The following is a 19,546-nucleotide window of genomic DNA, read 5'->3' on the forward strand; positions in this document are numbered from 1 at the left end:
CTCTTGCTGCGGCCAGCCGCCACATGCGGCTGTCCAAAAAACACCTGGGCGGCGCATCCCTATGCGCGCTCCGGTGATAACAGCTGGGGAGTGTAGCGGCGCTTTCAAGCGCGCACGGTCAGCAGGGGCGGCATATATTTCATTAAAAATTCAACTCAAACGCTTCCCCAATAACCGCTTCAAGCTATCAAAAAATGACAACTCAATCCTTCTCCTTGTCCTCGGGCTTGCGTCGCGCCCCGGGCTTCTCGGCTGCGCTGCTGCGCTGGGCACGCGGGTGGGCTTTTTCATAGGCCTGGGCCAGGTGCTGAAAATCCAGGCGCGTGTAGATCTGCGTGGTGGCGATGCTGGCATGCCCGAGCAACTCCTGCACGGCACGCAGATCGCCACTGGACTGCAGCATATGACTGGCAAAGGAGTGACGCAGCACATGCGGATGTACGCCCGAGGCCAGCCCCGCCCGCTGGCCGCGCTGCTTGAGCCGTGACCAGACCGAATGGCCGCCGAGCCGCTCGCCGCGACGACCGATAAACAAGGCCGTCTCATCCTGCGCCTTGAACTGTGCCGCCCCCGTCAGCGCGCTGCTGCGCAGCGCCAGCCAGCGCTGCAAGGCCTCGATCGCCATGCGCCCCACGGGCACGATGCGGCGCTTGCTGCCCTTGCCCTGCACATGGGCGTCGCCCGCCTCCAGGTCGATCCAGCCTCTGCCTTGCTGCAGGCTTTGCTGGTCCGGCCGCAGGTCCAGCCCCACCAGCTCGGCCACACGCAGCCCGCAGCTGTAGAGCAGCTCGGTCATGGCAACGTCGCGCGCCTCTATCCACGGGTCGGCATCGGGGATCTGAAAGCTGGCCAGTTGCACGGCGTCGTCCACGGCCAGCGCCTTGGGCAGGGGCTTGGCAGCCTTGGGGCCGCGCACCCCCTCCACGGGATTGAACGGCACCAGCTCCCGCTGGGCCGCCCAGCGGAAAAAGCTGCGCCAGCCCGAAAGAATCAGTGCGATGCCGCGTGCGCTGCGGCCGGCACTGTGCATTTGCGCAGCAAAGCGGCGGATATGCGCCGGCTGCAGCGTCAAGAGCTCCTGGTCTGCGGCCTGCGCCAAGCTCTGCAGCTTGATCAGGTCCAGCGCATAGAGCGTATGCGTGCGGTCGGCCAGACGCTTTTGCACCCGCACATGCTCCAGATAGCTGTGGACAACTTCCGGCAGCTGCGCGTACTGCTCCTCAAAAGAGAGCTGCTCGCGCTCTGGCATCGATGTCTGCAACCTTTTGCCGCGTCAGCCGTGCGCCAGCGTCAGCGTCGGAGCGCGCATGCGCGAGAGCGAGGCACTGGCCAGCTCGGAGATGCGCGAGAGAAACTCCAGCCCCATGGTGGCATCGAAGCGCAGCGGGTCGGGCGAGCCCAGCACCAGCATGCCGAAGGCATTGGAGGTGCTGTCCATGGCGCCGTCATGCAGGGTCAGCAGCGCCACCGACTGCACCGCATTCGGATTGGGCAGCCAGGTCACGGGCTCGAAGCCCATATTGGGACCGCAAAACGGCATCGTGAGCGACGAGGCAAAGGCCTTGGCATCATCGCTCACTCCCATGGTGTAGACGGTGCCGCTGTGAGCGCCCGCCACATTCCACAGACGCAGCGCGACCTGTGGCACATCAAAGGTGTGCTGCAGGCTGGCGGTGAGCGCATGGGGCAGCTCGCGCAGGTCCTGCACCTTGACCAGGGCATGGGTCCACTGGTGAATCTTGTTGGCGATGGAGGCGTTTTCGCTGCCATGGCGCACCATGTCCATGATGCGATGCTCCAGACCCTTGATCTTTTCGCGCAGCATCTCTGCCTGACGCTCCTGCAGGCTGACGGCACGCGGGCCGTGGCCGCTGATCAAGCGCACGCTCGTCAACATTTCGGCATGGCGCTCGAAGAAGTCGGGATTTTCCTGAAGATAGTCGGCAATCGACTCTTCAGTCATGGCGGTGTCGGTCAAGCTGTTCATAAGGTATCAGGTATGTCGATCTGGCCTTCAAAAACAAATTCGGCTGGGCCTGTCATGCGCACGCGATCCTGCGCTGCGCCGGCCCATTCAATGGTCAGCAGACCGCCTCGGGTATGCACATCCACGCGCTGGTCCAGCAGACCCCAGCCAATGCCTGCCACCACAGCGGCGCAGGCCCCTGTGCCGCAGGCCAGGGTCTCGCCGGCACCGCGTTCATAGACGCGCAAATTGACTTCGCCGCGGTTGACGATCTGCATGAAGCCCGCGTTCACGCGCTGAGGGAAACGGACATGGCTCTCGATCAGCGGTCCGTGGACCTCCACCGCAGCGGCATTCACGTCGTCCACCAGTTGCACCGCGTGCGGGTTGCCCATGGAAACAGGCGCTATCCAGACTGTAGCTGGCTGGACAGGCGTATCAAGCGTGAGCGGCCATTTTTGCGCTGAACCCAAAGTTTCGGCCTGCAGACCCTCGGTCGAGAAAGGCACCTTGACCGGGTCCAGCTGGGGCGCACCCATATCGACCGTGACGCGGCCATTGGCATGAATTTCTGGAGCGATGACGCCTGAGAGCGTCTGCACGCGGATCACGCTCTTGTCGGTCAGGCCCCTGTCATGCACATAGCGCGCAAAGCAGCGCGCGCCGTTACCGCATTGCTCGACCTCTCCCCCATCGGCGTTGTGGATGACATATTCAAAGTCCACGCCCTCCGAGGGCGCCGGGCGCACGGTCAGGATCTGGTCGGCGCCTACGCCAAAGTGACGGTTGGCCAGGTAGCGGTACTGGGCGGCACTCAGGCCCAGACGAGCCTGGGTCTCGTCGAGCACGACAAAGTCGTTGCCTGCGCCTTGCATCTTGGTAAAGCGAATCTGCATGATGCCGCACATTATCGCGCCGGGCGCAGGATCTGCGCCATGCCACGAGATCAGCGGTACAGCTTTTGCAACAACTCCATGAGCTGCGCCTGCTCGGTCGCACTCAGATGCGCGATGGAGCGGGCCTCGCTGCTCTTGAGTTCGGGCTCGGCGGTGTCCACCAGTTCGCCCCCTGCGGCGGTCAGATACAGCCCTGTGGCACGCCCGTCACGCGGATGCGGACGCCGCTCCAGAAAACCGCGTTTGCCCAGCACATCGATCATGCCCACCATATTGGGCGGCAGCACGGCCAGTTGCTGGCAGAGCTGGCGCGAGGTGATGCCCGGATTGCTGCCCACCAGCGACAGCACGGAGAACTCGACGATCTTGAGGTCAAAACGCTCCATGCAGCGCATGAAGACCCCCACCAGCGACAGCGAGGCACGCCTGGCGTTGTAGCCCAGCAGCGACTCCAGAAAGCTGGCGTCGACCCGATCGACCGCAAAGACCTCGGCAGCGCCGCTGGACTCGTTCTCCGGGACCGAACCCGCCGCCTCGGCCTCTCTGGAGCGAGAACTACGCGCAGGGCGCACAGGTTTGGAGTCTGATTCGGCGGTCTTGTGAGCGAGCATTGGGGATGTCAACTTCGATGGCAAAAGAGCAATCCAGGAGCGCGATGAGAAGACTGCAATTGTGCCGGTCTTGCCTGCATCTTGCAGCCTTTTTGGTCAGTGAGCAGGGCTGAACAGCTGGTTGCCGTGTACGACGGAAGCCTGCGCCCACTGCGCCTTCATCAGACCCAGACGCCAGTCCATCTCGGGCAGGATGCGCTGCTGCACCTGCTTGCATGGACCTTGCCAGCGCTCGCCGTCGCCACCCTCGGTGGCCGCGATACGTGCCCAGGCCCAGCCCAGCAACACCACGGCCACACTGCGCAGATAGTCATCGGCCACGCGCCAGGCCAGGGTGTCATCCTCCTTGCAAGCCTGCGCCAGCACCGTGGTGAAGTAGCGCAGTTGGGCCAGGCAGCGCAGCACCTCTGCATCCAGCGCCCGGCCTGCATCCAGGCTTTTGCGCAGGCCCAGCAGCCATTGCCCCATGGCCTGGCCGCCATCGGGCAAGACCTTGCGCACCAGCAGGTCGATGGCCTGAATCTCGTTGGTGCCCTCGTAAATCATGGCCACGCGCGAATCGCGCACGATCTGCTCTATGCCCCACTCGCGGATGTAGCCGTGACCGCCAAATACCTGCAGACAGGCGCTGGCCCCCTCGAAAGCCTGCTGGGTCCAGGCGGACTTGAGTATGGGCGTGATCAGGCTGCACCACTGCTGGGCCTGCTCGCGCTCACGGGCGCTTTCGGCATGTCGCGCCACATCGAGATAGATACCGGTCTGGTAGGCCAGCACGCGCCCGCCATCCACCCAGGCACGCTGCAGATCGAGCGTACGGCGAATGGCCGGGTGCTCGATGATCAAATCTGCTGCATCGCCAGCACCACGCGAGGCAGGCACCGCCCCTGGAGCACGCATCTGGCGGCGCTCCAGAGCATAGGCATGAGCCTTCTGCCATGCTGCATCCAGCAGACCCATGCCCTGCAGTGCCACATGCAGACGCGCGGCATTCATCATGACGAACATGGCGTTCAGACCCGCGCCGGGCTGACCGATCAGCCACCCCTGAGCCGCCTCAAAACGCATCACGCAGGTGGGGCTGCCATGCAGGCCCATCTTCTCCTCGATACGCTCGCAGACCACGCCGTTGCGCTCGCCACCCGGCAGCAGCTTGGGCACGAGAAACAGCGACAGGCCCCTGGGCCCTGCCGGAGCTCCGGGCAGACGCGCCAGCACCAGGTGCACGATATTCGCGCTCAGGTCATGCTCACCGCCGGAAATGAAAATCTTGCTGCCACTGATCTCGAAGCGCTCGCCCAGTTCGGACGCGCCAGCCGGCACAGCCTGGGTGCGAACCTGTCCCAGATCGCTGCCCGCATGGGCCTCCGTCAGGCACATGGTTGCCAGCCATTCGCCGCTGGCCACATTGGGCAGATAGGCACTCTTCAAGGCCTCGCTGCCATGGTGCTTGAGACACTCATAAGCGCCATGCAGCAAGCCCGGAGCCATGGTCCAGCCATGGTTGGCGGCACTCAGCCATTCATAGAGCACACCTTCCAGCACCCAGGGCAGCCCCTGACCACCGTCCTCCTCGGCACAGGCCAGCGCAGGCCAGCCCGCCTGCCAGAAGTCCTGATAGGCCGCCGCAAAACCGGGTGGCGTAGCGACTTGACCGCCCTCAAACCTGGCTCCGGTCTCGTCGCCAGAACGTGACAGCGGAGCCACCACCTCGCCCACCCATTTGCCGGACTCCTCCAGCACTTGCTGCATCAGCCCCCGGTCCGTTGCCGCATGCGCCGGCAGGCGCTGCAACTGCTCATCGGCCCTGAGCACATCAAATAGAAGAAACGCGTTATCGGCAATGGCAGGCAAATAAGACATACAAAACCGGCTGCCAAGCAGCAAATAAAAATCTCTAGAGGCTGCCCCATTCATGCCGGAGCGCGGCCCAAGCCAGGGATGCCAAGCAAGGGCCGCCCCGCAGCGAGGGCATCGTCCCCCTCCCGTGCAGCGAGAGAGGGGGAAGCCGCAAAGCGGCTCAGGGGGTGATCAGGTATCAGCAGTAAAGCCGATCTGCTTGACCAGCGGCCCCCAGCGCTCGAACTCCGCCTGCTGCGAACGGGCCATCTCCTCGGGCGTGGAGCTGGTGGCAATCAGGCCGACCACACCCACGCTTTCCTTGAGAGCCTCGCTCTTGAGCGCAGCCGTGATGGCCGCATGGGCGCGTGCACGCACATCGGCGGGCGTCTTGGCATTGGCATAAAAGCCAAACCATTCCTCGGCCGTCAGATCGGCAAAACCCTGCTCGGCAAACGTGGGCACATTGGGCAGATAGGGGTTGCGCTGCGGGCCGCTGGTGGCCAGTACGCGCAGCTTGCCGGCCTTGTAGTAACTCAGGAAGTCGCCGCTGGGGCCCATCACGGCAGCAATCTGGCCACCGGCCAGATCGGACACGGCAGGGGCCGTGCCGCGGTAAGGTACATGGCTGAGCTTGATGCCCGAACGCAGGCTGAGCAGGGAGCCGATCAGATGCGGCTGGGTGCCCGCACCGGGGCTGCCGAAGCTGGCCTTGTCGGGGTTGTTCTTGCACCAGGCCAGGAAGTCCTTGAGCGTCTTGACCTCGGCCGGCACGGCGGGGCCAACCGCCAGACCGTGGTGCATGATGGCGCCGATGGAAATCGGCTCGAAGTCCTTGGCCTGATAGGTCAGCTTGCTGTAGATATGCGGGTAGATGGAGAAGGCCGAGACCTGGGACAGCACGATGACCGAGCCATCACCCACGGAGTTGCGCAGATTCTCCAGCGCGATGCGGCCACCGGCACCGGGCTTGTTCTCCACCACGCCCATGTTCTTGGAGTAGCTGGTGCCGCCGATCTTTTCCGCCACGCGGCGGGCTACCGAGTCCCCGGCGCTGCCTGCGGGAAAGCCGTACAGAATGCGCACCTGCTCCAGCGGGCCGCTGCCCTGGGCATAGGCGCTGCGACTGGTGAGGCCCCCGAATGCGGCGAGGGCGGCACCAGCGCCCAGGCCTTTGACGAAATTGCGACGATCTTGCATGTTTGTCTCCTCTATTGTTCGATCACTATGTGCAGGCTTGAGCCTGTCTGAAAAATCTCGACTCGAATGCTATTCGATACTGCGAGCCATCAGGAGTCCCCCGTGAAACCGATCTGTTTGACCAGGGGGCCCCAGCGCTCGAACTCGGCCTGCTGCGAACGGGCCATTTCCTCGGGCGTGGAGCTGGTGGCAATCAGGCCGACCACGCCCAGGCTTTCCTTGAGCGCATCGCTCTTGAGCGCTGTCGTGATGGCCGCATGGGCGCGTGCGCGCACATCGGCGGGCGTCTTGGCATTGGCATAGAAGCCAAACCACTCTTCAGCCGTCAGATCGGCAAAACCCTGCTCGGCAAACGTGGGCACATTGGGCAGATAGGGATTGCGCTGCGGCCCGCTGGTGGCCAGCACGCGCAGCTTGCCGGCCTTGTAATAGCTCAGATAGTCGCCGCAAGTGCCCATGATGGCGGCAATCTGGCCGCCCACGACGTCCGAGACGCCGGGAGCCATGCCGCGATAAGGCGCATGGCTGAGCCTGACGCCCGAGCGCAGGCTGAGCAGGGCCCCCAGCAGATGCGGCTGACTGCCGGCACCGGGGCTGCCGAAGCTGGCCTTGTCGGGGTTGTTCTTGCACCAGGTCAGAAAATCCTTGAGCGTCTTGACCTCGGCCGGCACGGCGGGGCCGACGGCCAGACCGTGGTGCATGATGGCTCCGATGGAGATCGGCTCGAAATCCTTGGCCTGATAGGTCAGCTTGCTATAGATATGCGGGTAGATGGAGAAAGCCGAGACCTGGGACAGCGCAATCACCGAGCCATCGCCCACGGAGTTGCGCAGATTCTCCAGCGCGATGCGGCCACCGGCACCGGGCTTGTTTTCCACCACGCCCATATTTCTGGTGTAGCTGCTGCCGCCCATTTTTTCGGCCACACGGCGGGCCACCGAGTCACCAGCACTGCCTGCGGGAAAACCGTACAGAATGCGCACCTGCTCCAGCGGCCCGCTGCCCTGGGCATAGGCGCCGCGGCTGGCGATGCCGCCGAATGCGGCCAGCGCTGCGCCAGCGCCCATGCCTTTGACGAAATTGCGACGACCTTGCATGACTTGTCTCCTGCTTGAAATACGGACTCTTCGGTCCTGTGGAATCAATACACGTCTCGATAGCAAACAAACGGGCTGTCACCAGCCCACCCTGTCTCAGCGCGGAGCCATGCGCAGTGCACCATCCAGGCGAATCACCTCGCCATTGAGATGATCGTTGTGCACGATATGCACGGCCAGATCGGCAAACTCCGAAGGCTTGCCCAGGCGCGAAGGAAAGGGAATGGACGCCGCCAGCGACTGCTGGACCGGCTCGGGCAGTTCCTTCATCAACGGCGTGGCGAACAAGCCTGGCGCCACGGTACAGACGCGAATGCCATGCTGGGCCAGATCACGCGCCATGGGCAGCGTCATGCCGACCAGTCCGCCCTTGGATGCGCTGTAGGCCTGCTGGCCCACCTGACCGTCAAAGGCTGCCACCGAGGCGGTATAGAGAATCACGCCACGGGCGCCATCCTCCAGCGCCGCCAACTTGGCGCAGCGTGCGGCAAACAGCCGCGTCATGTTGTAGCTGCCAATGAGGTTGACGCGAATCACGCGCTCAAAGTCTTCCAGCGGTGCGGGCTCGCCATCGCGGCCGATCACGCGCTTGGCCGTCCCGATGCCGGCCACATTCATGAGAATGCGTGCATCGCCGCCCCATTGCTCGCGAACGGAATCCAGCGCAGCCGTGACGCTGGCCGCATCGCAGATATCGCACTCCAGCGCCAGTCCGCCGATATCGGCAGCCACCGCCTTGGCCTTGTCGATCTGACGATCCAGCACGGCAACCCTGGCCCCTGCGGCAGCCAGCGCACGCGCCGTGGCTTCGCCCAGGCCCGAGGCTCCCCCGGTCACGATGGCAATCTGATCCTGAACTTGCATATCACTATCCTTTCAAAAGCTGCTTGCGCTTCCTGTTGTCGGGCTCAAGCCGGTACGGGCTCAGAGATTCGGCTTCAGGATCAGGGCCAGCGTTTCGTCATACAGGCCGCTCACCACATCGGCACGGTGCTGGAGCACGGCACGCTGGTTGATGGAGCCCTTGTCCGTGACTTCGCCCAGGTCCAGCGATGGCGGCTTGATCGCCACCACTGCACGCGCAATGCGGGTGGCGCTGCCGGTTGCCGTCTGCGCCAGCTCGTTAAGGACCGCCTGCAGATGCTGCTGCACCGGCTCGCTGTGCATGATCTGCTCCAGCGTCGCTCCCGCGGCCAGGCCGCTTAAGGCCGCACAGGCCGGGGTCCCGAAAACGATGGCACCGACCTCCTTGCGATCCAGGCCGGTCAGCACCACGTCCTGGATATAGGGCGCGCCTGCGTGAATGATCTTCGCGCGCAGCGGCCCCACGTTGACGAATGTGCCCGTGGCCAGCTTGAAGTCTTCGGCAATGCGGCCATCGAAGCGCAGACCCTGGTCTCTATCCTGCGGGTCGCGCCACTGCACAGCGTCGCCGGTGCGGAAGAATCCGTCCTCGTCAAATGCCTCTGCCGTGGCTTCGGGCGCGCGCCAGTAGCCGGGCGTGACGTTCGGCCCGCGATAGCGGACCTCCAGCTTGCCATCCACGGGCGCCAGCTTGAGCTCCAGACCCGGCACCGGTACGCCCAGGTCTCCGGAGCGCACATCGGGACGGTTGATGAACAGGGCCGATGGCGAGGACTCGGTCATGCCCAGGCCGGTTCCCATCACGATGCGCTCGCCGCACTCGGCCTCCTGCGTGCGGTGCAGGCTATCCCAGACGGGCTGCGCCAGAGAGGCTCCGGCATAGAAGAACAGCCTGACGCGCTTGAGCAGGCTGCGGCGCAGCTGCGCATCGCTCTCCATGGCGCGGGCGATGTATTCAAAGCCGGTGGGTACGTTGAAGTAAACGGTGGGTGAGAGCTCGCGCAGATTGCGCAGCGTCTCGGCAATGCCCGTCGCCGTCGGCTTGCCTTCGTCGATGTAGACCGTGCCGCCATGGTAGAGCGCGAGGCCGATGTTCTTGTTGCCGCCAAAAGTGTGGTTCCAGGGCAGCCAGTCCACCAGCACGGGCGGGCCTTGGACCATATCGGGCATGGTCTGGGCAATCTGCTGCTGGTTGGCGCACCACATTCCGTGGGTGTTGATGACGGCCTTGGGCAGCTTGGTCGATCCCGAGGTGAACAGGAACTTGGTGATGGTGTCGGGCCCGGTGGCCTGCATGGCCACATCCACTGCAGTTGTGGGCTCGGTCGCCAGCAGGTCGGCAAACAAGGTGCAGCTCGCGGCCTCGACGGCCGGCTTGCGGTACACCACCTCACAGCCCTCGGGCAGCACGGCGCGTACCGCCTTGTCATAGCGCGCCGCATCGGCCGCAAAGATCAGGCCGGGCGTGAGCGTATCGACCACATGGCGTAGCTTGGCGTAATCGGTGCTGACCAGGGAGTAGGCCGTGGAGACCGAGCAATAGGGCACGCCCGCATAGAGGCAGCCCATGGCCAGCATGGCATGGTCCAGGTCGTTCTCGCTAAGGATGATGACGGGACGCTCTGCCGAGAGTCTTCTGTCCGCCAGTGCCTGCGCAATGCCGCGTGCCGCAGCCAGCGTCTGGGCATAGCTGATGCGTTGCCAGTCTCCTGTGCTGCCGTCCGCCAATCGCTGCCGCTGGGCGATGAAGGTCTGCTGCGGCGTGGTCTGCGCCCAGTGCACCAGCCTGTCCGTCATGCGCGCTGCATGCCCTGCCAGCTCCTGATCGGAGCGCACGTAGAAAGTGCCGTCGCCCGCTTCCCTGACCCGGATGCTGCGCACGCCGAACTCCAGCTCGCGGTAGCGGGGCCTGCCCCCCTCTGCCACCTGGCCCAGAGCCTGCATGGCTGTGTCTGTCTCCTGCATTGTCTTTGTCTCCACAGCGTTGTTTTTTGGCTTGCCTTCAGTCCTTGCTGACCTTGGCGGCCCGCCCGGACAGAAATTCCTGCAAACGGAACTTGGCTTCTGGCGCGCTCTGCGCCACGGCGGCCATCAGAGCTTCGGTCATCAGACCCTGATCGGCGGGCTGATCGGCAATCCGGGGCAGCGCATGCATGAGCGCGTAATTGGTCATGGGGGCGTTTTCGGCAATGCGCAGCGCCAGCTCCACAGCCTTGTCCAGCGCATGTCCTTCTGGCACCAGATACTGCGACAGACCCACGCGCTCGCCTTCTTCGGCCTTGTACACACGGCCCGTGAACATCATGTCTGCCATGCGCGCCGCGCCGATCAGGCGCGGGATGCGCACCGAGCCGCCGCCGCCGACAAAAATGCCGCGCGAGCCTTCAGGCAAGGCATAGAAGGTGCTGCTGTCGGCCACACGGATATGACAGGCACTGGCCAGCTCCAGACCGCCGCCCACCACGGCGCCATGCAGGGCGGCGACCACGGGCACCGCGCCGAACTGCACCTGACGCAAGGCCTCATGCCACATGCGCGAATGCAGAACGCCCTGGGCCGCGTCGCGCTCGCTGAGCTCGCTCAGGTCCAGGCCGGCGCAGAAATGCGGGCCATCGCCATCCACCACCGCCGCGCGCACGCTGGCGGGCAGATTCATGAACACATCGCGCAGACCCAGCACCAGTCCATCGGACAAGGCATTGCGCTTGGCAGCGCGCATCAGGCGAATGACGGCAACCTGTTCGGCTTCGCCACGGAATTCCACTGCAATTTCTTTATGAGTCATAACCATTCCTTTTGCATCATTATTGTTATTTCAAATAACTAAATGCAAGACATCCTCAGGAGTTTGCTCTCAGTGCTTTCCCCGATTCGGGAGCTGTAGTGCACAACTAGTCCGGGCGTGACAGGCACGAAGCCTGCGACTTCGCATAATGTGACCTCATGACATCAACCAGCCAGCCCCGTCCCAGCCAGCTCCTTCTGCCCCAGCGCGAACCGGTGCCCACGCGTGACGCCTCGACCTTGCTGTTGCTGCGCGATTGCGCCGACGGCAACGGTTTCGAGGTGCTGATGACGCGGCGCGCCGATCAGGGTATTTTTGCCAATGCCTATGTGTTCCCCGGCGGAGGCCTCGAGGATCAGGACGCGACCCCTGCCAACCATGCGCTGGCGCGGGTTCGTCCATCCATGGCGGAGATTGCCGGCACCGGCCGCATCACACAGGCATTGGCAGGCATTCGCGAAACGTTTGAGGAGCTGGGCATCCTGCTGGCCTATGACCAGGCCGGCCGGCCCGTGCCTGCGGCCGAAGTCGAGCAGCTGGACCGCAAGGCATCGCTGTACGAGCAATGCCGCGCGCGCGGCTGGAGCCTGGCCGTGGATCAGCTCTGGTATCTGGCCCACTGGACGGCGCCGCTGAACCTGGCAAAGCGCTTCAACGTGCCGTTTTTCGTGGCCCGCATGCCCGAGGGCCAAACAGCGGTGGCCGACGAGACCGAGCAGTTCGAGCCCACCTGGATCCGCCCCCAGCAAGCCCTGCAGCGCTTCGAGGAAAAGGAATTGTTCATCCTCTTCCCCACCCAGCGCACCTTGCAGCGCCTGACGGGCTATGCCGACACGCAAGCCGTGCTGGATGCCCTGCAGGGTGAAAAGCCGCTATGGCACGCCCACCCTCGTGCGGGCTATCTCAAGGGGCAGGACACAAGACAGCTGGAAACCGATACGGCTTACGGCGAACTGGAGATGGTCCACCCCGACGGCCAGGCCGCCCACCATCTCGACTGGCAGTTTGAAAAAGCCGTGCCGCTGCGCAAGAACCTGATGCGCCTGACGGCCCCCAACCCCGGCATGATGACCGGCCCCGGCACCAACAGCTATCTGGTCGGCGATGCGCACACCGGCTATATCGCCATCGACCCCGGACCGAACGATGCCGAACATCTGCAGCGCCTGCACGATGCCGCCGGCGGCGATATCCGCTACATCGTGTGCACCCATTCCCACCCCGATCACTCGCCGGGTGCCGCGCCGCTGCAGGCCATGGTCCTGCTCTCCGGCCATGCCAGCCCCCCCATCATGGGCCTGCCGTCTGCGCCCACGGCACGTGCCAACAGCCGCTTCCGACCCGAGGTGACGCTGCAGGACGGAGAGCGCATCACACTTAGCGGACAAGGAGAAGAAGGCGAAATCACGCATACGCTGCAAGCCGTCTTCACGCCCGGCCACGCGGCCAACCACCTGTGCTTTGTGCTGGAGGAGGACGCGCTGCTATTCAGCGGCGATCACATCCTCAATGGCAGCACCACCGTCATCAGCCCGCCGGACGGCAATATGATCGATTACCTCGATTCGCTGGACCGGCTGCACTCCCTGTGTCTGGCGTACGACATTCGCTACATCCTGCCCGCCCACGGCTACGTGCTGGGCTTTGCTGCGCACCAGATCACCCGCCTCAAGGCCCACCGCCTGGCGCGCGAGGCCAAGGTGCATCAGGCCATGCGCACCAAGCCGGACGGCAGCATTCAGGACTGGGTGGCGATTGCCTATGCCGACACGCCGCAAGCGCTGTGGCCCGTGGCCCAGCAATCGCTGCTGGCGCATGTGGAACGCATCCAGAAGCTCTGCCTGGGCCGATAGCGCGCCGCAAGCGCCGCGCTAGACCTGTGGACAACTAGGACATGGCCGGAGCATTAAGCTCTTGCCATGTCTGAATCCCTGCCTGAACAAGAAAGCATCCGCCTGGCCAAGCGCCTGGCAGAGCAAGAACAATGCTCGCGCCGCGAGGCCGAGCTCCATATCGTCGCGGGCAATGTCCAGGTGGACGGCAAAGTGGTGCAAGTGCCCGAAACCCGTGTGCGCCCCGACCAGGTGGTGATCCTGCGCAAGGATGCCAAGCCTGAAGCCATTCCGCCCGTCACCATCCTGATGAACAAGCCCGCGGGCATGACCCAGGGCCCGGCCTATGGCCGCGTGCGCAGCGCGCATTCGCTGCTGAGCGAGGACACCAAGGCCAAGCTGGACACGCCCATGCCCCAGCTGGTGCTGGACCATCACTTCAGGAATCTGGAGTCGTTTCTGACGATTCCGCTGCCTGCCAGCGGTCTCATCGTCTACACCCAGGACAAGCGCGTGGCACGCAAGCTGGCCGAGGAAGGCATCTGGCTGGAGCAGGAAATCATCGTCGGCGTGGAGGGCCAGATCATTGAAGATGGCCTGGAGATCCTGTACGAAGGTCTGCCCATTCCCGGTGGCAACGGCCATCGCCGCATGCCTCCCTGCCATGTCAGCTGGCAAAGCGAAAGCCATCTGCGCTTCGCTCTCAAGGGCATTGCGCCCGAAGAGATCGAGAAAATGTGCGCCGCCATCGGCCTGACGGTGGTCAGCATGCGCCGGCTGCGCCTTGGCCGCGTCTCGCTGGCCAAGGTACCCGAGGGTCAGTGGCGCTATCTGATGCCCTGGGAAAGGTTCTGAGCGGAACGGCCTTCGCGTGCCGCCAACCGGACTCGGCCGCGGCACGCGCCGGCCCGCTCAATCCGCCTTGAAGCCCGTCGCAGCCACTGCCTTGCCCCATTTGACGGTATCGGCAGCAATGATGTCGGCAAACTGCTGCGCACTGGTGCCCGTGACCCTGAAGCCTGCCTCCTGCAGCCGCGCCCTGCCGTCGCCCGATTGCAGGACCTTGAGCAGATCGGCATTGAGCTTGCTCACCACGTCCGCGGGTGTCCTGGCGGGCGCCACGATGCCGAACCAGGAGCTGAACTCCAGGTTGCCAAAGCCCTGCTCCTTCATGGTCGGCAACTCGGGCAACTGCTCCACACGCGCGCTGCCCGTGCTTCCCAGGGCCACCAGCTTGCCGGCACGCACCTGCGGGATCGCCATGCCGGAGGAAGCGAACACGCCCTGCACATCGCCGCTGAAAATGCCGCTCAAGGCATCCGAAGTGCTCTTGTAGTGCACCACCTCGGGTTTGGACTGCACGGCATCGCCAAACATATAGGCCCCGAAATGCCCCGGCGTGCCCGCTCCGAAAGTGGCCATGAACAAGCCGTTTTGCTGCCGGGTCCAGGCCACAAAGTCCCTGACGTTGCGCGCCTTGACCTTTTCGGGATTGACCAGCAGCACGAAGTCGGAACTCACCACCTGGCTGACGGGGGCGAAATCCTTGCGCGGTTGGTAGGCAAGTCGTTGGTAGGTATTGGGCGCAATGCTGAGCTGTCCGGTCTCGGCCAGCATGATGGTGTAGCCGTCGGCCGGTGCACGCGCCGCCTCGCTGGCTGCGATCAGGCCGGCGGCACCGGGCTTGTTGTCCACCACCACGCCCACGCCGCCCCATGCTTCGGAAAGCTTCTGTGCCAGCAGCCGGGCCACTACATCGGGTCCCGTGCCCGCCGGAAAGCCCACGATCATGCGCACCGTCTTGCTCGGATAAGCCGTCTGGGCCTGAGCGACGCCCAGGGCTGCACTGCCGCCGGCCAGCAGTGCCAGGGCCAGCAGCCGACGTCGCCAGGCCCGTGCCAAGAACGTGTTCACGATTTCCTCGTGCCGCGACAGAGGCTTTGCGGGATGGGATGCAAGGCGCGATACCGCAGCAATAGCCGCGCTATTGCGAGGATTCGCAACGCCGCAGACCGCCCGCAAAGCCGCTGTCCCGCAGGGTTGGAGCGCAATCGGGCGATTTGCTGCGCGCTGACTCTTGCTTGCACCCCGGTGCAAGCGGCGAGCCATCGCTTCGAACTCATCCCGATTGCGCTCCAACGCGGCTGCGTAGAGATCGTGAACACGTTCTAAAGCGGGTCCGGGCTGGTTCTGGGCTTGCAGTACTTTCATGTTTTTGTCTCCTTGTTGCGATGCTGTTTCACAGCACTTCGAAAAACCGCATGACGACGTGCTCCGGAAAGCGCGCTCCCGCACCCACGAACAGGCGCTGCCCCAGCCAGGCAAAGCGCTTGGAGGCCGTTTCAAAGCGCGGCGCACAGCGAAAGTAGATCGCCGAGGGATCGACGCTCTCGCCGCGGCGCAGACGCTGCATGAGCTCGGCCGGCCCGGTGCGCAAGGCATGGTTGCTCACATAGATCAGATCGCCGCCGTCGGTTTCGATGACATAGCGCGCGTCCAGCTCGGCCACTTCCTCGCTGACCAGCAGCTGGAAGTCGGCCCCGCCCGGCAGCACACGCGCCGACCAGTCCTCTCCCTGCACCTGGCCGCCGACGATGGGAATCACACGCCGCAAGCCACGTGTCGTTTCTCCCACCTCCTGCGCCGGCCCCACCTGCACGCGAAATTCGGCAAAGTGGCGCAGCCCTGGAGCGGCAATCTGGAAATCATGGTTTGGCGACAGCATTGCTCTCCTTGCGATGTCTAGGCACAGGGACATGAGCGTAAGCACTGTTGAAGATTTCGCTGTCCCCCAAGAAGATGACAGCCCACGCCAAGACACACCGATGAGAACCTGGAAGCTACCTTCGACGACTGACGCCATGCCGGCCAGTGATATGGCCCAGGCCAGCGGCATGGCCCAGGCCAGCGCCTTGCTGGCCGGTCTGGTGGAACATCTGGGACAGAGCTGCTTTGCCCAGACCGCGCTGGAGCAGCTGAGCGCCATCGCGCCCACGGCCTCGCTGTCGGTGTATCGCATCGGCAGCTACCGGCCGCGGCTGTTTCTATCGGCCTCCCAGGGCATTGCGGACACCACGCGCCAGTGCTGGAGCGCCTATCTCTCGGGACCCCAGCACGAGGACAGAAGCTGGGGCCAGGAATGGCCCGGACATATGCATACACCAGGCGCGCGCAATCTGGTCCATGTGCAGGCCAACGAGGTCACGCCCTTGCATCGCCAGTGCGTGTATGACGCGCATGGCGTGGCTGAGCGCATCTCGATTGCCGAGCCCGGTGCCGACGGCTCGGTGTTTGCCGTCAACCTCTATCGCCATGCGCACCAGAAACCCTTTGCCGACCGGCATCTGAGCGACTTCGCGGACCTGTCCAGCGCCCTGATGGCTCTGACGCACAAGCACCTGGCGCTGACGGCGGACATGGCTGCCGGAGATGAGAGATGGCCGGCTCGACTGCGCGAGCTGGCACCGGGTCTGACGGCGCGTGAACTCGAGGTCTGCCTGCGCCTGCTGCGCGGCATGACCCAGGACGGCATTGCGGCCGATCTCGGGCTGAGCGCAGCCACCGTGAAGACCTATCGCAACCGCGCCTTTGCGCGGCTCGATATCCACCACCGCCACCAGTTGTTCGCGCTGATGGTGGAGTGAATGCCGGGGATTCGCCGGTGCTGTGCCCGGCCGAGGAAGAAAGTGTGAAGTGCGCCGATAAGCCGGATTCTGTGCACAACGGTTGCCCGCCATGTGACCGCCATTAATCTTGGCCATCAGTCGCCTGATGGCTCGGTGCTACCTACCCGCACACTCCGGGGGCCCCGTCAACGTGTGCCTACTTGGTATTGCTGCGCGTAGAGATTGCCCGTTTCACCCTGGTTGGTCTGCCTTGCGGCACTCCTGCCAGACTCGTCTCTGTTGCTCTGATCCTCACCTCACGGTGGACAGCTGTTAGCTGCTACGCCGCCCTATGCAGTCCGGACGTTCCTCCAGTACGGTCTTTCGACCCAACGCAAGCGTTGGCCTTTCGGCTAGTACCAGCGGCGGTCTGGCGCACTTCACGGCGCGCATTATCCCGCGTTCAGAAAGAACTTGCACAGAACTCGCGCCTGAACTGCTCGGGCGGCAGGCCTGATTCGCGCTGGAACATCGCAATAAAGGCCGATGGCGTGCTGTAACCCATGTCATAGGCGATGCGCTGCACGGTGTGGCCGGCCTCCAGCGCGTCGATCGCCTGCAGATAGCGCATGCGCTGGCGCCATTCCCCCAGACTCATGCCCAGCTCGCGCTGGCAGTGGCGGGCCAGGGTTCGTTCCGTCATGTGCACGGTCTCGGCCCATTCGGCCAGGCTACGGTGGTCGTCGGGGCGCGACTGCATGGCGTCCAGCACCTGCACCAGCGCGGGATGCCGGGCCACGGGCAGAAAGCTCAGCTCCAGCGGCGTGGCTCGCAACTGGTCATGCACCACCCGGGCCAGCCGCAGATCGGCGTCCGTCACCGGGATCTGCACGCCCCTGGCACCAAAGTCCGCCAGCACGGCTTTGACGATAGGTCCCAGGCGCATGCAGCCCGCCGTCTGCGGCAGGTCCGCACACAGATCGGGGGCCAGATAGACGGAGCGGTACTGCACCGCATGCTGCAGATAGCAGCTGTGCACCACGCCAGGCGGAATCCACACCCCATGCTGCGGCGGGCACAGGATATGACCGCTGGGCACATCCATGTTCAGGCTGCCGTGGGCCGCATAGTTCAGATGCCCCCAGCGGTGGCTGTGCGACGGGGCCTCGCTGTGTTCGCCGAACTCGTCATAGCGGAAGTAATAGCTGCCAGGCACTTTGTCGGTGTCCAGTATCTGTACGGCATACCGCTTGGCGGCCGGGCCGGGAGTCGGGGCAGAGGCGGGCATGGGTTCGTCCGGCTTGAGTTATGAAATGTCTGAAATCAGCAATGCGCTTCAAATACGTCAAGCGCATCATAAGCACCTCAAGGAGTTTCATATGGGTGCATACCTATTACCACTGGGCGCGGTGCTGATCTGGTCGGTCAACACCGTGGTCAGCAAGCTGGCCGCAGACAGCATCAGCGCGGCCGAGATCGGGTTCTTCCGCTGGCTGGTGGCGGCCGTGCTTTTCACGCCCTTCGTCCTGCCCTCGATCTGGCGCCAGCGCGCCGACATCAAGCCCCTGCTGCCACGGATCGTCGTGCTGGGCGTGCTGGGCATGGTCATCTACCAAAGCCTGGCCTACTACGCCGCCCACTTCACCACGGCCACGCACATGGGCATCATCGGCTCGCTCACGCCCATGCTGGTGCTGGCCCTGGCCGTGTTCATGCTGGGCCAGCCGCTGACGCATGGCGGCATCTGGGGTTCGTTGCTGGCCATTGTGGGAGTCGCGCTGGTGGTTTCATCGGGCCGGCTCAGCCATCTGGCTTCCGAGGGCCTGAACCTGGGCGACGCCATGATGTTCCTGGCCATGCTGGCCTATGCGGTCTACAACATCCTGCTCAAGCGCTGGCCCATGCCGCGCCTAGCCACGGTGCAGCTGCTGTATCTGCAGGTGCTGGTTGCCGTGGTCGTGCAGTTCCCGCTGTATCTCTTCTCGCCCAAGACCGGGCTTGACGCCAGCAACCTGCCGCTGGTGGGCTACGCCGGCATCATGGCCTCCATCGCCGCGCCGCTGCTGTGGATGAAGGCGGTGCAGACGCTGGGGCCCGGGCGATCGAGCATGTTCTTCAATCTGATCCCGGTCTTCACCGCCCTGATCGCGGCATTCACCCTGAACGAGCCCCTGGCGGGCTACCACGCCGTGGGCGGCATCATGACGATTGCCGGTCTGCTGCTGGCCGAGCTCTGGAAGGCCCCGCTGCGCGCGCGGCCTTCCCTGGCCTGCGGTGCTAAAGCAGCAGATTGAGAATCGCGTAGCTCATCAGCGACAGCAGACTCACCACGAACACCAGCATGACCCAGGGGCCCCAGCGCTGCTCGCGCCAGGAAAAGCCGACCAGCAGGCCTACGCAACAGACCCCCAGCAGCACCAGAATTGTGTTGAACGTGAGCAAGAGCAGTCCTCCCTCAAACAGACTTTGCCTCATTGTTCCCGATTGCAGGCCCGAGGGGAAACACCATCTCCCCAGGACTTGATGTGAATCAATCAGCAATCTCCGGCACCAGGCGCCGACCGGGGTTTTGAGCGGCCCGGCAGCGCGATCCGGCGCGCATAGATCCTAGGGTTTTCCCGCGCCTTATCGGTGCACGCCTGCCTCATGCCGGTGCACAGCCCGCACCACCTCTGCTCATAAGAATTTGCATTCAGGGCCGCTCAGAATTTCTTGTTGGACAGCCCCTCGCTGCCTTTCGATACTGCCGCCACAGGAACACCGGCCCGCGCCGCATTCCACTGTTCCAAGACACACAGGAGCGCCAGCAAAAGCGCCCCATGTGCCCGCTGCACTTTCGCATACAGGAGACTCC

At 64.2% G+C, this 19,546-nt stretch carries 18 protein-coding genes and 1 other RNA gene; 4 read left to right on the forward strand and 15 right to left on the reverse strand.

Features of this window, described 5'->3' with window-relative positions; genetic code table 11:
- Window positions 1–202: 202 nt before the first annotated feature.
- The 10 genes from FSY59_RS13180 to FSY59_RS13230 all read right to left on the reverse strand — a co-directional run bounded on the left by FSY59_RS13180 (window position 203) and on the right by FSY59_RS13230 (window position 11,255).
- A complete protein-coding gene (locus tag FSY59_RS13180) occupies window positions 203–1,249 on the reverse strand; it encodes a tyrosine recombinase XerC (protein WP_003051230.1) in 1,047 nt (348 codons plus the stop codon).
- 24 nt (window positions 1,250–1,273) lie between these two features.
- Window positions 1,274–1,987 (reverse strand): DUF484 family protein, encoded by a 714-nt coding sequence (locus tag FSY59_RS13185; RefSeq protein WP_003051227.1) that lies wholly within the window; start codon window positions 1,985–1,987, stop codon window positions 1,274–1,276.
- The gene (dapF, locus tag FSY59_RS13190; RefSeq protein WP_029158376.1) at window positions 1,984–2,862 is read right to left on the reverse strand and encodes a diaminopimelate epimerase; all 879 of its coding nucleotides are present in this window, start codon (window positions 2,860–2,862) and stop codon (window positions 1,984–1,986) included. Before dapF ends, FSY59_RS13185 begins: the two co-directional genes overlap by 4 nt.
- 50 nt (window positions 2,863–2,912) lie before the next feature.
- Window positions 2,913–3,473 carry a MarR family winged helix-turn-helix transcriptional regulator gene (locus FSY59_RS13195; RefSeq protein ID WP_148729095.1) on the reverse strand — a complete coding sequence of 187 codons (561 nt, stop codon included), beginning with the start codon at window positions 3,471–3,473 and terminating at the stop codon, window positions 2,913–2,915.
- A gap of 96 nt (window positions 3,474–3,569) precedes the next feature.
- Window positions 3,570–5,333 carry an acyl-CoA dehydrogenase family protein gene (locus FSY59_RS13200; protein WP_003051218.1) on the reverse strand — a complete coding sequence of 588 codons (1,764 nt, stop codon included), beginning with the start codon at window positions 5,331–5,333 and terminating at the stop codon, window positions 3,570–3,572.
- Window positions 5,334–5,501: 168 nt separating this feature from the next.
- Window positions 5,502–6,509: a Bug family tripartite tricarboxylate transporter substrate binding protein gene (locus FSY59_RS13210; RefSeq protein WP_003051215.1), complete on the reverse strand. Its 1,008-nt coding sequence runs from the start codon at window positions 6,507–6,509 to the stop codon at window positions 5,502–5,504.
- An 89-nt stretch (window positions 6,510–6,598) separates the two neighbouring features.
- A complete protein-coding gene (locus FSY59_RS13215) occupies window positions 6,599–7,606 on the reverse strand; it encodes a Bug family tripartite tricarboxylate transporter substrate binding protein (RefSeq protein WP_148729096.1) in 1,008 nt (335 codons plus the stop codon).
- Between the two features lie 96 nt (window positions 7,607–7,702).
- The gene (locus FSY59_RS13220; protein ID WP_043375176.1) at window positions 7,703–8,470 is read right to left on the reverse strand and encodes an SDR family NAD(P)-dependent oxidoreductase; all 768 of its coding nucleotides are present in this window, start codon (window positions 8,468–8,470) and stop codon (window positions 7,703–7,705) included.
- A 60-nt stretch (window positions 8,471–8,530) separates the two neighbouring features.
- Window positions 8,531–10,435: a feruloyl-CoA synthase gene (locus FSY59_RS13225; RefSeq protein ID WP_050873887.1), complete on the reverse strand. Its 1,905-nt coding sequence runs from the start codon at window positions 10,433–10,435 to the stop codon at window positions 8,531–8,533.
- 37 nt (window positions 10,436–10,472) lie between these two features.
- Window positions 10,473–11,255, reverse strand: a complete 783-nt coding sequence (locus FSY59_RS13230) for a crotonase/enoyl-CoA hydratase family protein (protein WP_003051204.1) — start codon at window positions 11,253–11,255, stop codon at window positions 10,473–10,475.
- A 158-nt stretch (window positions 11,256–11,413) separates the two neighbouring features.
- On the opposite strand from FSY59_RS13230, the gene FSY59_RS13235 reads away from it, so the two are divergent.
- Both FSY59_RS13235 and FSY59_RS13240 read left to right on the forward strand, forming a co-directional pair.
- The gene (locus FSY59_RS13235; RefSeq protein WP_003051202.1) at window positions 11,414–13,108 is read left to right on the forward strand and encodes an MBL fold metallo-hydrolase; all 1,695 of its coding nucleotides are present in this window, start codon (window positions 11,414–11,416) and stop codon (window positions 13,106–13,108) included.
- Window positions 13,109–13,174: 66 nt separating this feature from the next.
- Window positions 13,175–13,942: a pseudouridine synthase gene (locus FSY59_RS13240; protein WP_003051199.1), complete on the forward strand. Its 768-nt coding sequence runs from the start codon at window positions 13,175–13,177 to the stop codon at window positions 13,940–13,942.
- Window positions 13,943–13,999: 57 nt separating this feature from the next.
- Here the strand turns inward: FSY59_RS13240 and FSY59_RS13245 are convergent, their stop codons facing one another.
- Together FSY59_RS13245 and FSY59_RS13250 are read right to left on the reverse strand one after the other, a co-directional pair.
- The gene (locus FSY59_RS13245; RefSeq protein ID WP_019042436.1) at window positions 14,000–15,001 is read right to left on the reverse strand and encodes a tripartite tricarboxylate transporter substrate binding protein; all 1,002 of its coding nucleotides are present in this window, start codon (window positions 14,999–15,001) and stop codon (window positions 14,000–14,002) included.
- Between the two features lie 325 nt (window positions 15,002–15,326).
- Window positions 15,327–15,812, reverse strand: a complete 486-nt coding sequence (locus FSY59_RS13250) for a DUF3237 domain-containing protein (protein WP_148729097.1) — start codon at window positions 15,810–15,812, stop codon at window positions 15,327–15,329.
- A 136-nt stretch (window positions 15,813–15,948) separates the two neighbouring features.
- Here FSY59_RS13250 and FSY59_RS13255 point away from each other — a divergent pair, with 136 nt between their 5' ends.
- Complete coding sequence (locus tag FSY59_RS13255; RefSeq protein ID WP_043375189.1) at window positions 15,949–16,731, forward strand: LuxR family transcriptional regulator; 783 nt, start codon at window positions 15,949–15,951, stop codon at window positions 16,729–16,731.
- A 42-nt stretch (window positions 16,732–16,773) separates the two neighbouring features.
- Here FSY59_RS13255 and rnpB read toward each other — a convergent pair.
- Window positions 16,774–17,134: RNase P RNA component class A (rnpB, locus tag FSY59_RS13260), an RNA gene on the reverse strand.
- A 21-nt stretch (window positions 17,135–17,155) separates the two neighbouring features.
- A complete protein-coding gene (locus FSY59_RS13265) occupies window positions 17,156–17,980 on the reverse strand; it encodes a helix-turn-helix domain-containing protein (protein WP_003051188.1) in 825 nt (274 codons plus the stop codon).
- Between the two features lie 91 nt (window positions 17,981–18,071).
- Here FSY59_RS13265 and FSY59_RS13270 point away from each other — a divergent pair, with 91 nt between their 5' ends.
- Window positions 18,072–18,986, forward strand: coding sequence for a DMT family transporter (locus FSY59_RS13270; protein ID WP_043376924.1), 915 nt, complete (start codon window positions 18,072–18,074; stop codon window positions 18,984–18,986).
- Here FSY59_RS13270 and FSY59_RS13275 read toward each other — a convergent pair.
- On the reverse strand, window positions 18,970–19,134 hold the full coding sequence (locus FSY59_RS13275; RefSeq protein WP_223305621.1) for a hypothetical protein: 165 nt from the start codon (window positions 19,132–19,134) through the stop codon (window positions 18,970–18,972). The two genes, FSY59_RS13270 and FSY59_RS13275, sit on opposite strands and share 17 nt — an antisense overlap.
- Window positions 19,135–19,546 lie beyond the last annotated feature (412 nt).

The organism is Comamonas sp. Z3 (assembly GCF_008121565.1).
Classification (GTDB): Bacteria; Pseudomonadota; Gammaproteobacteria; order Burkholderiales; family Burkholderiaceae_C; genus Comamonas; species Comamonas brasiliensis.

Coding starts and splice junctions, on each gene's coding strand:
- FSY59_RS13180 (WP_003051230.1), bottom strand. CDS start 1,249: ATGCCAGAGCGCGAGCAGCTCTCTTTTGAGGAGCAGTACGCGCAGCTG.
- FSY59_RS13185 (WP_003051227.1), bottom strand. CDS start 1,987: ATGAACAGCTTGACCGACACCGCCATGACTGAAGAGTCGATTGCCGAC.
- dapF (WP_029158376.1), bottom strand. CDS start 2,862: ATGCAGATTCGCTTTACCAAGATGCAAGGCGCAGGCAACGACTTTGTC.
- FSY59_RS13195 (WP_148729095.1), bottom strand. CDS start 3,473: ATGCTCGCTCACAAGACCGCCGAATCAGACTCCAAACCTGTGCGCCCT.
- FSY59_RS13200 (WP_003051218.1), bottom strand. CDS start 5,333: ATGTCTTATTTGCCTGCCATTGCCGATAACGCGTTTCTTCTATTTGAT.
- FSY59_RS13210 (WP_003051215.1), bottom strand. CDS start 6,509: ATGCAAGATCGTCGCAATTTCGTCAAAGGCCTGGGCGCTGGTGCCGCC.
- FSY59_RS13215 (WP_148729096.1), bottom strand. CDS start 7,606: ATGCAAGGTCGTCGCAATTTCGTCAAAGGCATGGGCGCTGGCGCAGCG.
- FSY59_RS13220 (WP_043375176.1), bottom strand. CDS start 8,470: ATGCAAGTTCAGGATCAGATTGCCATCGTGACCGGGGGAGCCTCGGGC.
- FSY59_RS13225 (WP_050873887.1), bottom strand. CDS start 10,435: ATGCAGGAGACAGACACAGCCATGCAGGCTCTGGGCCAGGTGGCAGAG.
- FSY59_RS13230 (WP_003051204.1), bottom strand. CDS start 11,255: ATGACTCATAAAGAAATTGCAGTGGAATTCCGTGGCGAAGCCGAACAG.
- FSY59_RS13235 (WP_003051202.1), top strand. CDS start 11,414: ATGACATCAACCAGCCAGCCCCGTCCCAGCCAGCTCCTTCTGCCCCAG.
- FSY59_RS13240 (WP_003051199.1), top strand. CDS start 13,175: ATGTCTGAATCCCTGCCTGAACAAGAAAGCATCCGCCTGGCCAAGCGC.
- FSY59_RS13250 (WP_148729097.1), bottom strand. CDS start 15,812: ATGCTGTCGCCAAACCATGATTTCCAGATTGCCGCTCCAGGGCTGCGC.
- FSY59_RS13255 (WP_043375189.1), top strand. CDS start 15,949: ATGCCGGCCAGTGATATGGCCCAGGCCAGCGGCATGGCCCAGGCCAGC.
- FSY59_RS13265 (WP_003051188.1), bottom strand. CDS start 17,980: ATGCCCGCCTCTGCCCCGACTCCCGGCCCGGCCGCCAAGCGGTATGCC.
- FSY59_RS13270 (WP_043376924.1), top strand. CDS start 18,072: ATGGGTGCATACCTATTACCACTGGGCGCGGTGCTGATCTGGTCGGTC.